The sequence below is a fragment of the Allokutzneria sp. NRRL B-24872 genome (genome assembly GCF_002155965.1).
Lineage (GTDB): Bacteria > Actinomycetota > Actinomycetes > Mycobacteriales > Pseudonocardiaceae > Allokutzneria.
The window spans coordinates 1-17296 of record NZ_MUMH01000135.1; the positions used below are offsets into that span (position 1 = coordinate 1).

25 protein-coding genes are annotated in these 17296 nt (G+C 69.0%); 4 read left to right on the forward strand and 21 right to left on the reverse strand.

Going from position 1 to position 17296, the window contains the following annotated elements:
• Positions 1 to 1259: type VII secretion-associated serine protease mycosin (gene mycP / locus CCN37_RS30295; RefSeq protein ID WP_086827412.1), on the forward strand; the 1259-nt coding region annotated here is incomplete at its 5' end.
• Between the two features lie 17 nt (positions 1260 to 1276).
• Here mycP and eccB read toward each other — a convergent pair.
• Positions 1277 to 2803, reverse strand: a complete 1527-nt coding sequence (gene eccB / locus CCN37_RS30300) for a type VII secretion protein EccB (RefSeq protein WP_086827414.1) — start codon at positions 2801 to 2803, stop codon at positions 1277 to 1279.
• Between the two features lie 102 nt (positions 2804 to 2905).
• Between eccB and eccE the strand changes: the two genes are divergently transcribed.
• From eccE to CCN37_RS30315, 3 genes are all read left to right on the forward strand, one after another.
• The gene (gene eccE, locus CCN37_RS30305; RefSeq protein WP_086827415.1) at positions 2906 to 4165 is read left to right on the forward strand and encodes a type VII secretion protein EccE; all 1260 of its coding nucleotides are present in this window, start codon (positions 2906 to 2908) and stop codon (positions 4163 to 4165) included.
• Complete coding sequence (locus CCN37_RS30310; protein ID WP_168200930.1) at positions 4162 to 4893, forward strand: hypothetical protein; 732 nt, start codon at positions 4162 to 4164, stop codon at positions 4891 to 4893. The genes eccE and CCN37_RS30310 overlap by 4 nt, the downstream gene beginning before the upstream one ends.
• Positions 4894 to 5042: 149 nt before the next feature.
• The gene (locus CCN37_RS30315; protein WP_086827417.1) at positions 5043 to 5372 is read left to right on the forward strand and encodes a DUF6355 family natural product biosynthesis protein; all 330 of its coding nucleotides are present in this window, start codon (positions 5043 to 5045) and stop codon (positions 5370 to 5372) included.
• A 16-nt stretch (positions 5373 to 5388) separates the two neighbouring features.
• On the opposite strand, the gene truA is transcribed toward CCN37_RS30315, so the two are convergent.
• From truA to rplE, 20 genes are all read right to left on the reverse strand, one after another.
• A complete protein-coding gene (truA, locus tag CCN37_RS30320) occupies positions 5389 to 6264 on the reverse strand; it encodes a tRNA pseudouridine(38-40) synthase TruA (protein WP_086827419.1) in 876 nt (291 codons plus the stop codon).
• A complete protein-coding gene (gene rplQ / locus CCN37_RS30325) occupies positions 6261 to 6785 on the reverse strand; it encodes a 50S ribosomal protein L17 (RefSeq protein WP_086827421.1) in 525 nt (174 codons plus the stop codon). The genes truA and rplQ overlap by 4 nt, the downstream gene beginning before the upstream one ends.
• A gap of 61 nt (positions 6786 to 6846) precedes the next feature.
• Entirely contained in the window at positions 6847 to 7896 is a 1050-nt protein-coding gene (locus CCN37_RS30330) for a DNA-directed RNA polymerase subunit alpha (RefSeq protein WP_086827423.1), read from the reverse strand.
• A gap of 170 nt (positions 7897 to 8066) precedes the next feature.
• Positions 8067 to 8672, reverse strand: coding sequence for a 30S ribosomal protein S4 (rpsD, locus tag CCN37_RS30335; protein WP_086827425.1), 606 nt, complete (start codon positions 8670 to 8672; stop codon positions 8067 to 8069).
• A gap of 23 nt (positions 8673 to 8695) precedes the next feature.
• Complete coding sequence (gene rpsK, locus CCN37_RS30340) at positions 8696 to 9103, reverse strand: 30S ribosomal protein S11 (RefSeq protein WP_086827427.1); 408 nt, start codon at positions 9101 to 9103, stop codon at positions 8696 to 8698.
• A 38-nt stretch (positions 9104 to 9141) separates the two neighbouring features.
• The gene (rpsM, locus tag CCN37_RS30345) at positions 9142 to 9522 is read right to left on the reverse strand and encodes a 30S ribosomal protein S13 (protein ID WP_086827429.1); all 381 of its coding nucleotides are present in this window, start codon (positions 9520 to 9522) and stop codon (positions 9142 to 9144) included.
• A 167-nt stretch (positions 9523 to 9689) separates the two neighbouring features.
• The gene (gene rpmJ / locus CCN37_RS30350) at positions 9690 to 9803 is read right to left on the reverse strand and encodes a 50S ribosomal protein L36 (protein ID WP_010148647.1); all 114 of its coding nucleotides are present in this window, start codon (positions 9801 to 9803) and stop codon (positions 9690 to 9692) included.
• Positions 9804 to 9858: 55 nt separating this feature from the next.
• A complete protein-coding gene (gene infA, locus CCN37_RS30355; RefSeq protein ID WP_029136093.1) occupies positions 9859 to 10080 on the reverse strand; it encodes a translation initiation factor IF-1 in 222 nt (73 codons plus the stop codon).
• A gap of 233 nt (positions 10081 to 10313) precedes the next feature.
• Complete coding sequence (locus CCN37_RS40225) at positions 10314 to 10478, reverse strand: hypothetical protein (RefSeq protein WP_168200931.1); 165 nt, start codon at positions 10476 to 10478, stop codon at positions 10314 to 10316.
• A 167-nt stretch (positions 10479 to 10645) separates the two neighbouring features.
• Entirely contained in the window at positions 10646 to 11440 is a 795-nt protein-coding gene (gene map / locus CCN37_RS30360; protein ID WP_086827477.1) for a type I methionyl aminopeptidase, read from the reverse strand.
• Between the two features lie 2 nt (positions 11441 to 11442).
• Entirely contained in the window at positions 11443 to 11994 is a 552-nt protein-coding gene (locus CCN37_RS30365) for an adenylate kinase (protein ID WP_086827431.1), read from the reverse strand.
• The gene (gene secY / locus CCN37_RS30370) at positions 11994 to 13316 is read right to left on the reverse strand and encodes a preprotein translocase subunit SecY (protein WP_086827433.1); all 1323 of its coding nucleotides are present in this window, start codon (positions 13314 to 13316) and stop codon (positions 11994 to 11996) included. The genes CCN37_RS30365 and secY overlap by 1 nt, the downstream gene beginning before the upstream one ends.
• Before the next feature lie 452 nt (positions 13317 to 13768).
• A complete protein-coding gene (rplO, locus tag CCN37_RS30375; RefSeq protein ID WP_086827435.1) occupies positions 13769 to 14212 on the reverse strand; it encodes a 50S ribosomal protein L15 in 444 nt (147 codons plus the stop codon).
• 2 nt (positions 14213 to 14214) lie between these two features.
• The gene (gene rpmD, locus CCN37_RS30380; RefSeq protein WP_086827437.1) at positions 14215 to 14397 is read right to left on the reverse strand and encodes a 50S ribosomal protein L30; all 183 of its coding nucleotides are present in this window, start codon (positions 14395 to 14397) and stop codon (positions 14215 to 14217) included.
• A gap of 4 nt (positions 14398 to 14401) precedes the next feature.
• Positions 14402 to 15049, reverse strand: coding sequence for a 30S ribosomal protein S5 (gene rpsE, locus CCN37_RS30385; protein WP_086827440.1), 648 nt, complete (start codon positions 15047 to 15049; stop codon positions 14402 to 14404).
• 49 nt (positions 15050 to 15098) lie between these two features.
• Positions 15099 to 15503 carry a 50S ribosomal protein L18 gene (gene rplR, locus CCN37_RS30390; protein ID WP_086827442.1) on the reverse strand — a complete coding sequence of 135 codons (405 nt, stop codon included), beginning with the start codon at positions 15501 to 15503 and terminating at the stop codon, positions 15099 to 15101.
• Positions 15500 to 16039, reverse strand: a complete 540-nt coding sequence (rplF, locus tag CCN37_RS30395; RefSeq protein ID WP_086827444.1) for a 50S ribosomal protein L6 — start codon at positions 16037 to 16039, stop codon at positions 15500 to 15502. Before rplF ends, rplR begins: the two co-directional genes overlap by 4 nt.
• A gap of 18 nt (positions 16040 to 16057) precedes the next feature.
• Positions 16058 to 16456: a 30S ribosomal protein S8 gene (gene rpsH, locus CCN37_RS30400; RefSeq protein ID WP_030427405.1), complete on the reverse strand. Its 399-nt coding sequence runs from the start codon at positions 16454 to 16456 to the stop codon at positions 16058 to 16060.
• An 88-nt stretch (positions 16457 to 16544) separates the two neighbouring features.
• Entirely contained in the window at positions 16545 to 16730 is a 186-nt protein-coding gene (locus CCN37_RS30405; RefSeq protein ID WP_086827446.1) for a type Z 30S ribosomal protein S14, read from the reverse strand.
• 2 nt (positions 16731 to 16732) lie between these two features.
• Positions 16733 to 17296 (reverse strand): 50S ribosomal protein L5, encoded by a 564-nt coding sequence (gene rplE / locus CCN37_RS30410; RefSeq protein WP_030427403.1) that lies wholly within the window; start codon positions 17294 to 17296, stop codon positions 16733 to 16735.

Here is a 17296-nt window from a genome sequence, read left to right on the forward strand (position 1 = left end):
ACCCCACGCCCCCGCCCCTCAGCTACGACATCAGCCAGCTCAAGGGCGACACCAAGTCCGACGTGGCGTATTCCAAGGACAAGAACTGCGGCGTTCAAGGCCGCTCCAGCGGAGACCTCACCGCAAGGCCCTGGGGCCAGATGGACCTCAACTTCGAGCAGGCGTGGCGTTTCGGCAAGGGCGAGGGCCAGCTCGTCGCGGTGATCGACACCGGTGTGAACGGCCACCCCCGGCTGGCCGGGCGGTTGACCGCAGGCGGCGACTACGTCGCGGGCACGGACGGCACCGAGGACTGCGACGGTCACGGCACGATGGTGGCGGGCATCATCGCCGCCGACGAGGGCGACTCCAAGACCGGGTTCAAGGGTGTCGCCCCCGGCGCTCGCATCCTGGCGATCCGGCATTCCAGCAAGGCCTACGGCGGTCAGGACAACGGCGTCGCCGTACGGGCCGGGAACCAGACCACGATGGCGAAAGCGATCGTGCGCGCCGCGGACAGCGGAGCCGGAGTGATCAACATCTCCTCCGTCGTCTGCATGACGCCCGGTCAGAACTGGTCCGACATCCAAGCGGCGGCCCGCTACGCCCGGGAGAAGAACTCGGTGGTCGTCGCGGCGGCGGGCAACATCACCACCGGCGAGGGCAGCAACTGCGGCAGGGCCAACCGACCCGACTCGGTGCAGACCGTGCCCACTCCGGCCTGGCTGGACTCCGACGTGCTCACCGTCGGCGCGCTCAACGAGGAGGGCGGGCCCGCGAGCTTCACCATGGGCGGCCCGTGGGTGGACGTCGCGGCTCCAGGCACGAACCACATCTCGCTCGACCCGAGCAGTGGGGCGAGCGGCCTGGCGAACCGCTACGTCGAGGGGAACCAGCTCCGCGACATCCAGGGCACGAGCTTCGCGGCGCCGTACGTGAGCGGGGTCGTCGCGCTGGTCCGCGCCAGGTACCCGCACCTCGACGCGACGCAGGTGATGGAGCGGATCAAGCGGACCGCGCGGCAGCCTCAGGGCCGGACGGGCCGGGACTTCCACATCGGCTACGGCATGGTCGACCCGGTCGCGGCGCTGACCGCCGTGCTGCCGGAGGAGCAGGGCATAAACCCGCGTGCACCGCTGCGGTCCACTGTGGACATCGCGCCCGCACCGCCAGCCGACCACCGCCCGCTGACCGTGGCGCTGGTCGGCTCGGGCATCGCGCTGGGCCTGCTGGCGCTGACGCACCTGGCCGTCCGAGCCCGTCGCCGCCGCACCACCTGAGGCGGGCTCCCCGGCCGTCAGCCGCCCGCGCGCTCCTCGCGGGGGTCCTTGCGGCGCAGGATCTTCGAGTCGTCCAGCGGCACCGCGTCGAACACCCGCCGAGCCTCGCGCGGGTCGAGCCTCGGACCCTCCGGCAGCAGCCGCAGGATGCTCTCCGGCGCGGCCCAGTACGGCAGCGCGAGCCCGAGGCCTTCGGCCGTGCGCACGTCGGGGATGCCGAACTTCACGCCGCGGTCGGAAACGAGCTGGATCGGCCCGGTGGCGAAGTCGTTCTCGGAGGTGGCCGCGCGCACCACGGCGCCCCGGCCGGGCGGCAGGTAGAAGCCGTCCAGCGCCTCGCCCGAGCCGTCGGCCTGCGCGAGCTGGACGGGCTTCACGGCCTGCCCGAGGTTGTCGCCGACGGTGACCGCCGAGGTCGCCGAGCCGTCCTTCGGCGCCCAGCTCAGGCACGTGGTCGGCGCACGCTCGATGCTCAGCACGGTCGGCGCGAACCGGGGGAAGTCCTTGACGCCCAAGGGCTTCGCCGTCGTCCTGAGGTTGACCAGCTGCTGCGTCGCCATGTCCGGCCAGCCCGTGGTGGCCGCGGTGGAACGGATCAGCTCGGCGACGGTCTCGGTGATCTCCTGCTTGCCGTCCTTGAGCAGCACGAAGAACTGGAAGTCGCCCCTGGCCCGCTCGGTGCGCACGACGGAGCCGACCTTGTGCTCGGTGCCGAACTCGGTGGCCTCACCGCGCTGCGGGATCTCCGGCGCGCGCAGCTCGGCGACCTCGGGGATGGCGTTGAGCAGGCCGCTGCTGACCTTGCGCGGCTTGTTCCCGGTCAGCCGGAACGTCTCGCGGACCGCGGCGTTGCCCAGGTCCACCTTCGCCCGCACGGTCCCGGTCCCCTTCATGCCCATGCCGTCGTCGGCGGAGAACACGAGGTAGGTCTGGCCGTTCGGCCCGGCCAGCAGCAGGCCCTCCTTCTGCCCCAACCTGCGGCCCGGCGCCGCGGTCCCGGCGAGCACGGTGGTGTGCAGTCCCGGCCGCTCGTCGGGGTCCGGCAGGTCGAGCTTGCGGAAGAGTTCGTCGCACACGGCCCATTCGGGTGAAACCCTTAGGTCTTTGTCGGGAAGAAGCTCGGGAGCTCCCGGAATTCCGGTGAACGCCCCCCTCGGCACATCGGTGAGCTTCGATTCGTCGACCCGCGACGGAGTTCCGGTCGCACCGCCTCCGGTGGTCATCAGCAACAGCCGCGCGGAAGCCATGTTCGCCACCGGGATCAGCTGGCGCGGGTTCGAGGTCGCGACAAAAACCGCGCCCGTCTGCTCGCTGATCACGATGCCGTTATCCGGCAGGGTTCCTTTCGGCTTGATCAGGCCGTACACCAGGAATCCCAGAATGATCGAGACCGCGACGACGGCCCCTGCGGCGGTCGCCCGCATTTGGGTGCGCGCCGGTTCATGGACCATCACAGCGTCCTTGCGCACCAACGCGGACTCCATGCGGCGAACGACGAATCGATACGCCTGCACCTGTGACTTGGTCGTGGGAGTTGAGGGCATTCTCGTTTGCTGCTCTCCACTGCGCGGTAGCGTTACGGCCCGGTGCCTATTGGCCCGAGTGGCACCCTACTGGCAGCCAGCGCGGGGAGAGACCGAACCGGAATGTCCGTGACAACGAACCCCACCGCACCCCCTGCCGTCCTCAGGGCGCGGCGGCGCACGGTGGGCGCGAGCCTGGGCGCGCTGCCCGTCGCCAACCTCGTCGTCTTCCAGGTCGGAGCCGGGCTCGGGCTGCTCCTGCTGACGGTGAACGGCGCGCTGCTGCCGGTGGCCGCCGGGATCGCGGTCCTCGGCCTGCTGGTGGCGGCGGCGCGGTGGAACGGGCGCTGGCTGACGCAGTGGATCGCGCTCACCGCCCGCTACACCTTCCGCTCCCACCTGCGCACCGCGCGGCAGTCCCCGGCGGACGCCCAGCCGGAGTCGGGCCGGACGACGCTCGGCGAGGAGGACCGCAGGGTCGCGCTGCTCCGGCTCGCCGTCCCGGACCTGGTGGTAGCGCAGGCAACCGACCACGACCGCAACCTGATCGGTCTGGCGTGGCACGAGGGCACCTGGACGGCGGTCCTGCTCGTCGACCCGGCGCCCGGACTGATCACCAAGGTCGGCAGCACGCCCAACCTGCCGCTGTCCGCGCTCGCGCCGTGCCTGGAGGACCGGGGCGTCGTGCTCGACTCGATCCAGGTCATCAGCCACTGCTACCCGGGAAGCGCGGCGCTGCCCGCGACCTCGCCCGCACTGGCCTCGTACCTGGAGGTCCTCGGACCGCTGCCGACCGCGGCGCGGCGCACCACCTGGGTGGCCGTGCGGCTGGACCCGCAGCGCTGCCTCTCCGCGATCCGCGAGCGCGGCGGCGGCGTCGTCGGCGCCCACCGCGCGCTGCTCGGAGCGCTGTCGCGGGTGGGGAACGCCTTGGCCGCCAAGGGAGTTCAGACGCGGCCGCTGGACACCGACGAACTGCTGCGCGCCGGGATCTCCGCTGCGGAACTGACCACGGCCACCGGCAATTCGGAGGCCGTGCAGCTGCGCGAGCGCTGGACCGGGGTCACCGCGGCCGGGGTCGGCCACGCCAGCTACGCGGTCACCGGCTGGCCGAACCGTGGCGGGCAGGCGAGCGTGAACGCGCTCACCGGTGTGCGCGCGCTGTCGGCGACCGTGTCCGTGGCGATCTCGCCGAGCGACGAGGACGGCAACGTGGGCCTGCGCGGCCTGGTCCGGGTCAGCGCACGCACGCCGAAGGAACTGGAACAGGCCGACGAGCGCCTGCAGGCGATCAGCGAGCGGCTCGGCCTGTCGCTGACCCCGCTGCGCGGCGTCCAGCTCGCCGGGTTCGCGGCCTCGCTGCCGCTGGGAGGGAACACATGACCCCGCGCGGCAGGATGCTGGAGAACAAGGCCGCCGACCTCGGCGTCGCTCCGGAGTTCACGGTCTCCCCGGAGATGCTCGACGCGATCAGCCCGTCCGGCGACCGCGGCGGCATGGTGCTCGGGTGCGGTGCCCATGGCGAGCCGCTGTCGGTTTCGGTGCTGCGCAACGCACCCACGCGGATCGCGCTCGTCGGCGGGCTGTACCTGGCGCGCCAGGTCGCGATGCGGGCGATGGCCACCGGCGCCTGGGTCGTCGTCGCGACCGGGCGGCCCGCCGCGTGGCACGCCCTGACGAGGGCCGCTGGCCAAGGCCCGGACGGCCGCCCGGTGCCACTGGTGCAGATCCGCAGGCTCACGCCGGTCGAGCTGCCCAGGGGTTCGGAGGACGGCCCGCTGCTCGTCGTGCACGACGGCACCGCAGTCCCCCAGGAACTGTTCCCGCCGCGTTCTCCTTGGCAGACAACGCTGTACGTGCTCCCGTACCTGCACCCGCAGGCGGCGTCCACGGTGACCGGAGCCGATCTGGCGCTGATCCAGCGGCTCCCAGTCGGCCAGGCCCAGCTCGCCGGGCGGATGTGGAACCTGCCTCCGCACCTCGTCCAGCAGCTGACCTCGCTCGGCGACGACCGGGTGGTCGCCGTCGGCCCGAACCTGTGGCTGCCGATCCGGTTGATCACCACGCCGAGCGAGCAGCAGCTGCTCGGCCCCATCCGCAGGGGCGACTGACGTTTCAGAACGTGAAGGGTTCCCCAGCACTTCCCGAATTTTGTCAATCACCCCTTCAGACGAAGATGACCGACTTCGACCCTGCCTGAAACCTCTTGCGCCCTAGGGTCTCCCCCGTCATTGATCAACATTCTGAGGGGAATGACCCAATGCGCAAGCTCCTCGGCCTGGCACTGCCGCTGTTCGCGGTGCTGGGCATGACCGCCGTCGCCGCGCCGAGCGCGGCCGCGGCCCCCTGTGGCTGGTACAAGATCGGCGACACCGGCTACCACAACCACTGCGGCAAGGGCCTCATCCTGGTGAAGTACCACTGGAGCAATGGCAACACCGGCACCACGTGCCAGGGCCCGGGCATCATCCCGTTCTACCCGGACGGCAAGCACCAGCGCGTCAACGCGTACTACGTGCCGAAGAAGCCCGCGACGATGATCAACGCCGCTGGCAAGGAGATCTGCCGCGCCGGTCAGCCCATCGCCTGAGCAGGCACCACCGAGGTCATCCGCCGAGGACGCGTACTCGGCGGGTGACCTCCGCGCGTTCCGCGAGCTGGTCATCGGCCGGGTAGTCCACTGCCACGAGGGAAAGCCCGTGCGCGGGGGCGACGACCACCGAGCTCGCCCGCACGGTGGAGCTCAGCAGCGCCGCGGGCCACTCCGGCCCCTTGCGACCGTCCCCCACCGCGAGCAGCGCGCCGACGAGGCTGCGCACCATCGAATGGCAGAAGGCGTCGGCGGACACGTGCGCGACGAGTTCCTCGCCGTCCGCGAGCCACTCCAGGCGCTGCAACTGGCGCACGGTCGTCGCGCCGTCCCTGCGCTTGCAGAACGCCGCGAAGTCGTGCTCCCCCAACAACAACCGGGCGGCTTCGTTCATCGCGTCCACGTCGAGCGGGCGCGGCCACGCGACCACCTCGCGGGCGCGCAGCGGGCCGGCGCCGTACTCGGCGGCGCTCACGCGGTACTCGTAGTGCCGCCGCAGCGCGCCGAACCGCGCGTCGAACTCCAGCGGCACCTCGCGGATCGAGTAGACCCGCACGTCCGGCGGCAGCAGCCGGGCCAGCCTGCGCACCAGACCGTCCACTTCGGACGGATCGGCGGAGTCGAAGTGGGCGACCTGGCCGGTGGCGTGCACCCCGGCGTCGGTCCGCCCCGCGACGGTGAGCTGGACGTCGCGCCGCGTCAGCAGCGACAGCGCGTCCTCCAGCACCCCGCACACCGTGCGCCTGCCGGGCTGCCGCGCCCAGCCGGAGAAGTCGGTGCCGTCGTAGCCCAGGTCCAGCCGGAACCGGTGCGGGCCCTGGACGCGGACGAGCCCGCCGCCCTCCTGCGCGGAGGAAGCGGCGGGCTCGCCGGACTGGGAACCAGTCGTCACTTCTCGGTCTTGTCCTCAGCGGTCTCGGCCTTGGCCTCGGTCGCCTCGGTCGCAACCTCGGTCTCGGTGCCCTCGACTACCTCGGCAGCCGGGGCCGCCTCGGTCTTCTTCTCGTCCTTGGCGAACTTGGTGCCGCGAGCGGCGTTCGCCTCGGCGGTGACGGTGCGCTCGGTGATGAGCTCGATCACGGCCATGGCCGCGTTGTCGCCCTTGCGGGGCATCGTCTTGGTGATGCGGGTGTAGCCACCGGCGCGCTCGGCGAAGTGCGGCCCGATCTCCGCCATCAGCTTGTGCACGATGTCCTTGTCGCGGATCAGCTTCATGATCTCGCGACGGTTGTGCAGGTCACCGCGCTTGGCCTTGGTGATCAGGCGCTCGGCGTACGGCCGCAGCCGACGGGCCTTGGCCTCGGTGGTGGTGATTCGACCGTGCTCGAACAGCGAGGTGGCCAGGTTGGCCAGCATCAGCCGCTGGTGGGCCGGCGACCCACCGAGCCGGGCACCCTTGGTGGGCGTGGGCATGTCTTGCTCCTCTTGAGATCAAGCCGCGCGACGCCACTGCGGGCGCGCTCGGTGAGCAGCTCTACAGCTGCTCGGTCTCGGCGTAGTCGTGGCCATCGTCGTTGCCGTGGTCGACGCCCGCGGACCAGCCCTCGGAGGCGTAGTCCGCCGCGGCGGCCGACGGGTCGAACCCGGGCGGGCTGTCCTTGAGCGCGAGCCCGAGGCCGGCCAGCTTCAGCTTGACCTCGTCGATCGACTTGGCGCCGAAGTTCCGGATGTCCAGCAGGTCCGCCTCGCTGCGCGACACGAGCTCACCCACGGTGTGGATGCCCTCGCGCTTGAGGCAGTTGTAGGACCGGACGGTGAGGTCCAGGTCCTCGATCGGCATCGCGAACGCGGCGATGGTGTCCGCCTCCGCGGGAGACGGGCCGATCTCGATGCCCTCGGCGTCCACGTTGAGCTCACGGGCCAGCCCGAAGAGCTCGACGAGGGTCTTGCCAGCGGAGGCCACCGCGTCCCTCGGGGTGATCGAGGGCTTGGTCTCCACGTCCAGGATCAGCTTGTCGAAGTCCGTGCGCTGCTCGACACGGGTGGCCTCGACCTTGTACGTCACCTTCAGCACCGGCGAGTAGATCGAGTCGACCGGGATGCGGCCGATCTCGGCACCGGCCTGCTTGTTCTGCATCGCCGGGACGTAGCCGCGACCGCGCTCGACGACGAGCTCGATCTCCAGCTTGCCCTTCCCGTTGAGGGTGGCGATGTGCAGGTCGGGGTTGTGCACCGTCACGCCCGCGGGCGGAACGATGTCGCCGGCGGTGACCTCGCCGGGGCCCTGCTTGCGCAGGTACATCGTCACCGGCTCGTCCTCCTCGGAGCTGACGACCAGCTCCTTGAGGTTGAGGATGATGTCGGTGACGTCCTCCTTCACACCGGGGACCGTGGTGAACTCGTGCAGCACACCGTCGATGCGGATGCTGGTCACCGCGGCGCCCGGGATGGACGACAGGAGGGTCCTGCGCAGGGAGTTGCCGAGCGTGTAGCCGAAGCCCGGCTCCAGCGGCTCGATGACGAAGTGGGACCGCGTGTCGTTGACCGAGTCCTCGGCCAGCGACGGGCGCTGAGAGATGAGCACTGTCTGTTCCCTTTCCTACCGGTGACCGCTATATGACACCGAGAGAAATGACGCACCGGAGACCAGGCGGACCTGGAGGACCGGCAGGGCGACGGCACACCCTGTAGTGCCGCCACCGAGTTCGGACGCGGGTCCGGGGCGGTCGTCTGCGACGACCGCCCCGGAACACGTCACTTCGAGTAGAGCTCGACGATGAGCTGCTCCTGGACCGGCACATCGATCTGTGCGCGCTCCGGGAGCTGGTGCACGAGCACCCGCAGGTTCGACGGCACGACCTGCAGCCAGGCCGGGACCGGACGGTCGCCGAGGGCTTCCTTCGCGGCCAGGAACGGCAGCGTCGGCATCGACTTCGGCTTCACGTCGATGATGTCGTACTGCGAGACGCGGAAGCTGGGGATGTTCACCTTCTGGCCGTTGACCAGGAAGTGACCGTGCGCCACCAGCTGACGGGCCTGACGCCGCGTGCGGGCGAGCCCGGCGCGGTAGACCACGTTGTCCAGGCGCGACTCGAGGATGCGCAGCAGGTTCTCACCGGTCTTGCCGGAGAGACGCACCGCCTCCTCGTAGTAACGGCGGAACTGCTTCTCGAGGACGTTGTAGGTGTAGCGGGCCTTCTGCTTCTCCTGGGTCTGAAGCAGGTACTCGCTCTCCTTGATCCGCGTGCGGCCGTGCTGGCCGGGCGGGTAAGGACGGCGCTCGAACGCCTTGTCGCCCCCGATGAGGTCGACCTTGAGTCGGCGGGACTTACGAGTCGCGGGACCGGTGTAGCGTGCCATGGTTTTTTACTCCTCTCCCGCGCTCAGACCCGACGCCGCTTGGGCGGGCGGCAACCGTTGTGCGGCTGCGGGGTCACGTCCTGGATGGTGCCGACCTCGAGGCCGGCGGCCTGCAGCGAACGGATCGCGGTCTCGCGGCCGGAGCCGGGACCCTTGACGAACACGTCCACCTTGCGCATGCCGTGCTCGGCGGCCTTGCGGGCGGCGTTCTCAGCGGCCATCTGCGCCGCGAACGGGGTGGACTTCCTGGAGCCCTTGAAGCCGACGTGGCCGGCCGAGGCCCAGGCGATCACAGCGCCGTTCGGGTCCGTGATGGAGACGATGGTGTTGTTGAACGTGCTCTTGATGTGGGCGTGCCCATGAGAGACGTTCTTCTTTTCCTTACGCCGGATCTTCTTGACCCCGGCGCCCTGGCGGGTCTTGGGAGGCATTCTGCTCTTGATCTCCTAGCTAGGAACGCGAGGTCGGACTACTTCTTGCCGGCCTTCTTCTTGCCGGCGACCGTCTTCTTCGGGCCCTTGCGCGTACGGGCGTTGGTCTTGGTCCGCTGACCACGAACGGGCAGGTTGCGGCGGTGCCGCAGGCCCTCGTAGCAGCCGATCTCGACCTTCCGACGAATGTCGGCCGCGACCTCGCGGCGAAGATCACCCTCGACCTTGAAGTGGTTCTCGATGTACTCCCGCAGCTGGACGAGCTGGTCGTCGCCGAGGTCCTTGGCGCGCAGGTCCGGGCTGACGCCCGTCGCGGCCAGGATCTCCTTGGAGCGGGTTCGGCCAATGCCGAAGATGTAGGTCAGCGCGATCTCCATCCGCTTCTCGCGGGGGAGATCGACGCCAGAAAGACGTGCCATACGGCTCTCTAGCTCCTGTGATCGCTTCAGGTCTTCTCCCCGCCCGTCCCGGAACCGCGGTCCCGGGCCCCGGCCTGAAGTCCGGGGGTGTGTCCCGCGCCGCGAACGGCGCGAACAGGTACGAGGAGGCTTGTGTTGTGTCGTCTAACCGCGACGAGCGGGCGATCTCAGCCCTGGCGCTGCTTGTGGCGCAGGTTCTCGCAGATCACCATGACCCGGCCGTGACGGCGGATCACCTTGCACTTGTCGCAGATCTTCTTGACGCTCGGCTGGACCTTCACGGTCGTGCACTCCTGCTTGGCCGCGTGTCCGGACCAGGTCCGGACACCGTGGAGGTCACTTGTAGCGGTAGACGATGCGGCCGCGGGACAGGTCGTAGGGCGAGAGCTCCACGACTACCCGGTCCTCGGGCAGGATGCGGATGTAGTGCTGCCGCATCTTGCCGCTGATGTGTGCGAGAACCCTGTGGCCGTTCTCCAGCTCAACGCGGAACATCGCGTTGGGGAGAGGCTCGACCACGCGGCCCTCGACCTCAATGGCCCCGTCCTTCTTGCCCATGTCCTCCGCGTTTCGTGACGGTGACAGATCATCTGACAGCCCGGAGGCCGGCGCGAGCCGGTAGCCGGGCGCGGGCGTCCGCTGCATGAGGTTCCTGTCGAGCCCGGTCACGAGTGAGGGGTGAAAACCCAGCAACACCACTATGGAGTCAGGCGCAATAAGAGCCAGCGCGACGGACGCGCCGTCCCGATAGTGTAGGCGGCCTCGCGACGGCCGCCAAACCGGCCCCCCGCTCAGGAGCGCTCGCGGTGGCGGTCCCCCGCCCAGGAGAGCACTTCCAGCGCGCCCCAGACGCTCACCGGCCAGATGAACCACGGATAGCCCAAACCCCCGGTGACCAGGCCGGTCACCGTCCAGACCGCGATCATCACCAGGCTGGCCCCCAGCCAGGTGCGCATGGATTCACCCACGCCGTCGAGAGTTCCAGTTGGTGAAGGACACAGTCGTCACCCGCGATGTGTATTCGAGAACACGCCTGTGGGGGTAGCGATCTCAGCCCGGGAACGCCGCCGCCCCCGGGCCGGGTTCGGCACGGGGGCAGCGGAGAACGTGGTGTGCGGGGCGCCTAGCTCTCTTCCGGAGCGGTGAGCACCCAGGGACCGTCCTCGGTGACCGCGACGGTGTGCTCCCAGTGCGCTGCCCTGGTGCCGTCGGTGGTGATCACCGTCCAGCCGTCGGAGAGCTCCTCGGTGCGGTCGGTGCCCAGGGTGAGCATCGGCTCCACCGCGAGCGCCATGCCGACCCGCAGGCGCGGGCCCTTGCCGGGCTTGCCCATGTTCGGCAGGAACGGCTCCATGTGCATCTGCGAGCCGATGCCGTGCCCGCCGTAGCCGTCGACGATGCCGTAGGTGCGGCCGTCCTTCTCCTCCGAGGAGATGACCGAGCTCTCGATCGCGAAGGAGATGTCGGTCAGCCGGTTGTCCGCGCGGACCTGCTCGATCCCCGCCCACATCGAGGCGCGGGTGGCGTCGGACAGTTCCTGCTCGGCCTGGGTGATCGCGCCGATGGCCAGCGTGACCGCGGAGTCGCCGTGCCAGTTGTCCAGGATCGCGCCGCAGTCCACCGAGAGCAGGTCGCCCTCGGCCAGGACCTGGGCGCGGTTCGGGATGCCGTGCACGACCTGCTCGTTCACCGAGGCGCAGATGCTGCCGGGAAAGCCGTGGTAGCCCTTGAAGGAGGGCACCGCGCCCGCGTCCCGGATCGTCTGCTCCGCCAGCTCGTCGAGCTCCAGCGTGCTGACCCCGGGCCTGGCCGCGGCGCCGACCGCGGCGAGCGCCCGTGCCACCACGAGCCCCGCGGCGCGCATGGCCTCCAGCTCGCCGCGGGTCTTCAGCTCGATGCCGCGCCCGCGCTTGAGCACGCTCACGGCTCCGCGCGCAGTGCCTTGAGCGCGCGCTCGGAGATGTCCTCGACCGAGCCCACGGCGTCAATGGTGATCAGGATGCCCCGGTAGTAGTCCAGCAGCGGGGCGGTCTCCGAGCGGTAGATCTGCTGCCGCCTGCGGATGATCTCCTCGGTGTCGTCGGCCCGGCCGCGCGCCAGCAGCCGCTCCACGACGATGTCCTCGGCGATGTCGAACTGCAGCACCGCGTCCAGCTGGGTGCCCTTCACCGCAAGCAGGCCGGTGAGCACGTCCGCCTGGACGGTGTTGCGGGGGAAGCCGTCGAGCAGGAAGCCGTCCGCGGCGTCCGGCTGCGCGAGCCGGTCCTCGACCATGTTGTTGGTGACCGAGTCGGGGACCAGCTCCCCCTTGTCCAGGTAGCGCTTGGCTTCCTGGCCGAGGGGGGTGCTCTCGCCGATGTTCGCCCTGAACAGGTCTCCGGTGGAGATGTGGGGCACAGCGAGCTTCTGGCTCAGCACCGTGGCCTGTGTGCCCTTGCCCGCTCCGGGCGGGCCGACGAGGACGAGTCTCACTACCGGAGGAACCCTTCGTAGTTGCGCTGCATGAGCTGGCTCTCGATCTGCTTCACGGTGTCGAGGCCGACGCCCACCATGATCAGCACGGCCGTACCGCCGAACGGGAAGTTCTGGTTGTTGCCCTCCTGCGTGACCGACAGGAAGAAGTTGGGCAGCACGGCGACGATGCCGAGGTAGAGCGAGCCGGGCAGCGTGATCCGGCCGAGCACGAAGCGCAGGTACTCGGCGGTCGGGCGCCCTGGGCGGATACCGGGGATGAAGCCGCCGAACTTCTTCATCTCGTCGGCGCGCTCGTCCGGGTTGAACGTGATCGCCACGTAGAAGTACGTGAAGAAGATGATCAGCACGAAGTACATGCCGATGTGGATCGGGCTGGACTGCGGGACGATGTGCGTCGCGACGAACTGCTGCCACCAGCTGGGCTCGGTGCTGCCACCCGAGGTCAGCTTCGAGATCAGGTCCGGCAGGTACAGCAGCGAGGACGCGAAGATCAGCGGGATGACACCGGCCTGGTTGACCTTCAGCGGCAGGTAGGTCGAGGTGCCGCCGTACATCCTGCGGCCGATCATGCGCTTGGCGTACTGCACCGGGATGCGGCGCTGGCCCTGCTCGACGAACACGACGCTGACGATGATCGCCAGGGCGAACACGCAGACGATCGGGAAGACGATGCCGCCGTCGGGCCGCTGCAGGATCGCGCCGCCCTCGGGGATGATCCGGGCCGCGATCGAGGTGAAGATCAGCAGCGACATGCCGTTGCCGACGCCGCGCTCGGTGATCAGCTCGCCCAGCCACATGATGACGGCGGTGCCCGCGGTCATCGTGATGACGATGACGATCAGGTTGAAGATGCCCTGGTCCGGGATGACGTCGCGGTCGCAGTTCTGGAACAGCTGGCGCTGGACCGCGAGCGCGACGATGCCCGTGGACTGCAGGATGCCCAGCGCGATCGTGAGGTAGCGGGTGTACTGGGTCAGCTTGCCCTGACCCGACTGCCCTTCCTTCTTCAGCTGCTCGAACCGCGGGATGACCACGGTGAGCAGCTGCACGATGATGCTCGCGGTGATGTAGGGCATGATGCCCAGCGCGAAGATCGACAGCTTGAGCAGAGCGCCACCGCTGAAGAGGTTGATCAGCTGGTAGAAGCTCTGTCCACCGGACCCCTCGGCCTGGCGGATGCACTCCTGGATGTTCACGTAGGACACGCCCGGAGCCGGCAGGGTGGCGCCCAGCCGGTACAGCGCAACGATTCCGAGAGTGAAAAGGATCTTGCGACGCAGGTCGGGCGTCGTAAGAGCCGAGCGGAAGGCGCTGAGCACCCGAGACCTCCTCGGCGTGGCCGGCGGGAACGCCGACTACTGGCTGGGGCCGACACGTCCTGTCGGCGGGATCTATTGCAGGCTTCATGCGCTCCGCAGCGCGGGGCCGAAGCGTGCTGACGACTGTAACAGCAGCCTCTCGGCGGGCGGTGCCCCCGTCCGGCCTCCTTGTGCCGCTGGACAAATCCCGTGTTCAGCCAGAAGCGAACAGCCCTCGTCCAGCCCTTGCGGCGGGCGCGCGCGGCAGCTCTTCCTGCCCCGGCACAGGAATTGCGTTCCCTTGCGCACCAAGTGATTCGTCCCGTCACCGCGCGGGGATGAGAGGCGCGCCGGGGGGAGCACGGCAGCCCGGAGGCCCGATGCGACTGTGAAAGACACCGTCGGGAGCAGAACAGGGTGCGGACAGACTTCGGGGCCGGGAAGCAGTCGCTTCCCGGCCCCGAGGTCAGATGTCACGCGGTGGTGGTGGTCCCACCAGCGGCGGTGATCTTCTCGACGGCGCTACCGGAGAACTTGTTCGCGGTGATGTCGAGCTTCACCCCGCCCAGGTCTCCGTCACCGAGGACCTTGACCAGGCAGTTCTTGCGAACAGCACCGGACTGGACCAGCTCGGCGATGCCGACCGTGCCGCCCTGCGGGAACAGCTTGGCCAGCGCCGACAGGTTGACGACCTGGTACTCCACGCGGAACGGGTTCTTGAACCCCTTCAGCTTGGGCAGCCGCATGTGGATCGGCATCTGCCCACCCTCGAAGGCGGCAGGCACGTTCTTGCGCGCCTTGGTGCCCTTGGTACCGCGGCCCGCGGTCTTGCCCTTGGAGCCCTCACCGCGACCCACACGGGTCTTCGCGGTCTTGGCGCCGGGAGCCGGACGCAGGTGATGGATCTTGATAGTCATGGTCAGTCGACCTCCTCGACCGCCACCAGGTGCCGCACCGTGTGGACGAGGCCACGGTTCTGCGGCGTGTCCTCACGGACGACTGACTGGCGGATCTTGCGCAGGCCGAGAGTCCGGAGGGACTCGCGGTGGTTGCGCTTCGTGCCAATCGTGCTGCGCAGCTGGGTGATCTTCAGCTTGGCCATCGGATCACACCCCCTGTCCAGCACGAGCGCGCAGCATGCCGGCGGGAGCGACGTCCTCGAGCGGCAGGCCACGACGGGCCGCGACCTCTTCGGGCCGCTGCAGCATCTTCAGCGCGGCAACGGTGGCGTGCACGATGTTGATGGCGTTGTCGCTGCCCAGCGACTTGCTCAGCACGTCGTGCACACCGGCGCACTCCAGCACCGCGCGCACCGGGCCACCGGCGATGACACCGGTACCGGGGCTGGCGGGACGCAGCAGGACGACGCCCGCGGCCTCTTCGCCCTGCACGGGGTGCGGGATGGTGCCGGCGATGCGCGGGACCTTGAAGAAGTGCTTCTTGGCCTCCTCGACACCCTTGGCGATGGCGGCCGGCACCTCCTTGGCCTTGCCGTAGCCGACGCCGACCATGCCGTCGCCGTCACCGACGATCACCAGGGCGGTGAAGCTGAAGCGACGACCACCCTTGACGACCTTGGCGACGCGGTTGATCGCGACGACGCGCTCGATGTGAGGAGTCTTCTCCTGGGCCGCCCCGCCGCGGCCGCTGTCGCGACGGTCCCTACGGTCGCGACGCTCGCCGCGCTCGTTGCCACCACCGGCGTTGCCGCCGCCGGGGCCACCGCCGCCGAATTGCCGTGTACGTCCCGGCATCAGGCGTTCCTTCCGTTTCGACGAACCCAGATCTCGTTGTTCCGCATGATCAGAACTCCAGCCCACCCTCGCGGGCCGCGTCGGCCAGCGCGGCGATCCGGCCGTGGTAGTTGTGGCCACCACGGTCGAACACGACCTGTGCGATACCGGCGTCCTTGGCCCTGGCGGCGACGAGCGCGCCGACCTTGGCCGCGCGAGCCTTCTTGTCGCCGTCCAGCGCGCGGACGTCGGCCTCCAGCGTGGAGGCCGAGGCCACAGTGCGGCCGGCCAGGTCGTCGATCACCTGCGCGACGATGTGCCGCGAGGAGCGGGTGACCACCAGGCGCGGACGCTCGGCGGTGCCGCTGATCTTCTTGCGGAGCCGGAAGTGCCGGCGTGCACGGGCAATGCGACGCACCGTGGAGACGTCCTTGCCCACCCGCTTGCGCTTCGTAGCAGTCTCGCTCATGCTCACTTACCCGTCTTTCCGACCTTGCGGCGAACGTTCTCGCCCGCGTACCGCACACCCTTGCCCTTGTACGGCTCGGGCTTGCGGATCTTGCGGATGTTGGCGGCGACCTCACCAACCTGCTGCTTGTCGATGCCCTGGACGGAGAACTTCGTGGGGCTCTCCACCGCGAAGGTGATCCCCGCGGGCGGGGTGACCTTCACCGGGTGGCTGAAGCCGAGCGAGAACTCCAGGTCCGAGCCCTTGGCCGCGACGCGGTAACCGACGCCGTGGATCTCGAGCTTCTTCTCGTACCCCTGGGTCACACCGACGATCATGTTGTTGACCAGGGTCCGGGACAGGCCGTGCAGCGAGCGGCTCTTGCGCTCGTCGTCGGGCCGCGCCACCTCGAGCGTGCCGTCCTCGGCGCGCTTCACGGTGATGGGCTCGGCGACCGCGTGGTTGAGGGTGCCCTTGGGACCCTTCACCGTCACGAGCTGACCGTCGATGTTGACGTCGACGCCAGCCGGAACGGAGACCGGCAACTTACCGATGCGTGACATGCCGTAATCCCCCTTCCGCTACCAGACGTAGGCGAGGACTTCCCCGCCCACTGCCTGCTTGGTGGCCTGTCGGTCGGTCAGCAGACCGGACGACGTGGAAATGATCGCGACGCCGAGGCCACCGAGAACCTTGGGCAGGTTGGTGGACTTGGCGTAAACGCGAAGACCCGGCTTGGACACCCGGCGCACACCAGCGATGCTGCGCTCACGGTTCGGGCCGTACTTCAGCGTGACGATCAGGTTCTTGCACTTCTCACCCTGCTCATCGCGGAAGCCGGCGATGTAGCCCTCACGCTGCAGGATCTCAGCGATGCTGGCCTTGAGCTTGGAGTGCGGCATCACGACCTCGTCGTGATAGGCCGAGTTCGCGTTGCGCAGACGAGTGAGCATGTCTGCGATCGGGTCGGTCATCGTCATGGTGACCTTGTCAACCTTTCTCGCCCCGGTTCCCGGTCCGGGCCTGTGGCGAAGTGGGAATCAGTGAGGCGTGAGCGAGGAGCCGGACTTACCAGCTGGACTTGCTCACACCGGGCAGCTCGCCGCGGTGCGCCATCTGCCGGAGGCAGATACGGCACAGACCGAACTTGCGGAAGACCGAGTGCGGACGGCCGCAGCGGTTGCAGCGGGTGTAGCCGCGAACCTTGAACTTCGGCTTGCGCGCGGCCTTGTTGATCAGAGCCTTCTTGGCCATCGTCAGCTCTCCTTGAACGGGAAGCCCAGGTGCTTCAGCAGCGCCCGGCCCTCCTCGTCGGTCTGGGCAGTCGTGACGACGGTGATGTCCATGCCACGCTGGCGGTCGATCGAGTCGGGGTCGATCTCGTGGAACATCGACTGCTCGTTCAGACCAAAGGTGTAGTTGCCGTTGCCGTCGAACTGCTTCGGCGACAGACCGCGGAAGTCGCGGATACGCGGCAGCGCGATGGTCAGCAGCCGGTCCAGGAACTCCCACATGCGGTCGCCACGCAGGGTAGCGCGCGCACCGATCGGCATGCCCTCGCGGAGCTTGAACTGCGCGATGGACTTGCGGGCCTTGCGGACCTCGGGACGCTGGCCGGTGATCGTGGACAGGTCGCGGACCGCGCCCTCGATCAGCTTGCCGTCACGGGCGGCGTCGCCGACGCCCATGTTCACGACGATCTTCACGATGCCGGGGACCTGCATCGGGTTGCTGTAGGAGAAGTCGCTCTTGAGCTTGGCGACGATCTCCTCGCGGTACCGGGACTTCAGGCGCGGCAGAGTCTTCTCGGTGGTGGTCAT

Coding starts and splice junctions, on each gene's coding strand:
- eccB (WP_086827414.1), bottom strand. CDS start 2,803: ATGCCCTCAACTCCCACGACCAAGTCACAGGTGCAGGCGTATCGATTC.
- eccE (WP_086827415.1), top strand. CDS start 2,906: ATGTCCGTGACAACGAACCCCACCGCACCCCCTGCCGTCCTCAGGGCG.
- CCN37_RS30310 (WP_168200930.1), top strand. CDS start 4,162: ATGACCCCGCGCGGCAGGATGCTGGAGAACAAGGCCGCCGACCTCGGC.
- CCN37_RS30315 (WP_086827417.1), top strand. CDS start 5,043: ATGCGCAAGCTCCTCGGCCTGGCACTGCCGCTGTTCGCGGTGCTGGGC.
- rplQ (WP_086827421.1), bottom strand. CDS start 6,785: ATGCCCACGCCCACCAAGGGTGCCCGGCTCGGTGGGTCGCCGGCCCAC.
- rpsD (WP_086827425.1), bottom strand. CDS start 8,672: ATGGCACGCTACACCGGTCCCGCGACTCGTAAGTCCCGCCGACTCAAG.
- rpsK (WP_086827427.1), bottom strand. CDS start 9,103: ATGCCTCCCAAGACCCGCCAGGGCGCCGGGGTCAAGAAGATCCGGCGT.
- rpsM (WP_086827429.1), bottom strand. CDS start 9,522: ATGGCACGTCTTTCTGGCGTCGATCTCCCCCGCGAGAAGCGGATGGAG.
- infA (WP_029136093.1), bottom strand. CDS start 10,080: ATGGGCAAGAAGGACGGGGCCATTGAGGTCGAGGGCCGCGTGGTCGAG.
- CCN37_RS40225 (WP_168200931.1), bottom strand. CDS start 10,478: ATGCGCACCTGGCTGGGGGCCAGCCTGGTGATGATCGCGGTCTGGACG.
- rplO (WP_086827435.1), bottom strand. CDS start 14,212: ATGACTATCAAGATCCATCACCTGCGTCCGGCTCCCGGCGCCAAGACC.
- rpmD (WP_086827437.1), bottom strand. CDS start 14,397: ATGGCCAAGCTGAAGATCACCCAGCTGCGCAGCACGATTGGCACGAAG.
- rpsE (WP_086827440.1), bottom strand. CDS start 15,049: ATGCCGGGACGTACACGGCAATTCGGCGGCGGTGGCCCCGGCGGCGGC.
- rplF (WP_086827444.1), bottom strand. CDS start 16,039: ATGTCACGCATCGGTAAGTTGCCGGTCTCCGTTCCGGCTGGCGTCGAC.
- rpsH (WP_030427405.1), bottom strand. CDS start 16,456: ATGACGATGACCGACCCGATCGCAGACATGCTCACTCGTCTGCGCAAC.
- CCN37_RS30405 (WP_086827446.1), bottom strand. CDS start 16,730: ATGGCCAAGAAGGCTCTGATCAACAAGGCCGCGCGCAAGCCGAAGTTC.
- rplE (WP_030427403.1), bottom strand. CDS start 17,296: ATGACCACCACCGAGAAGACTCTGCCGCGCCTGAAGTCCCGGTACCGC.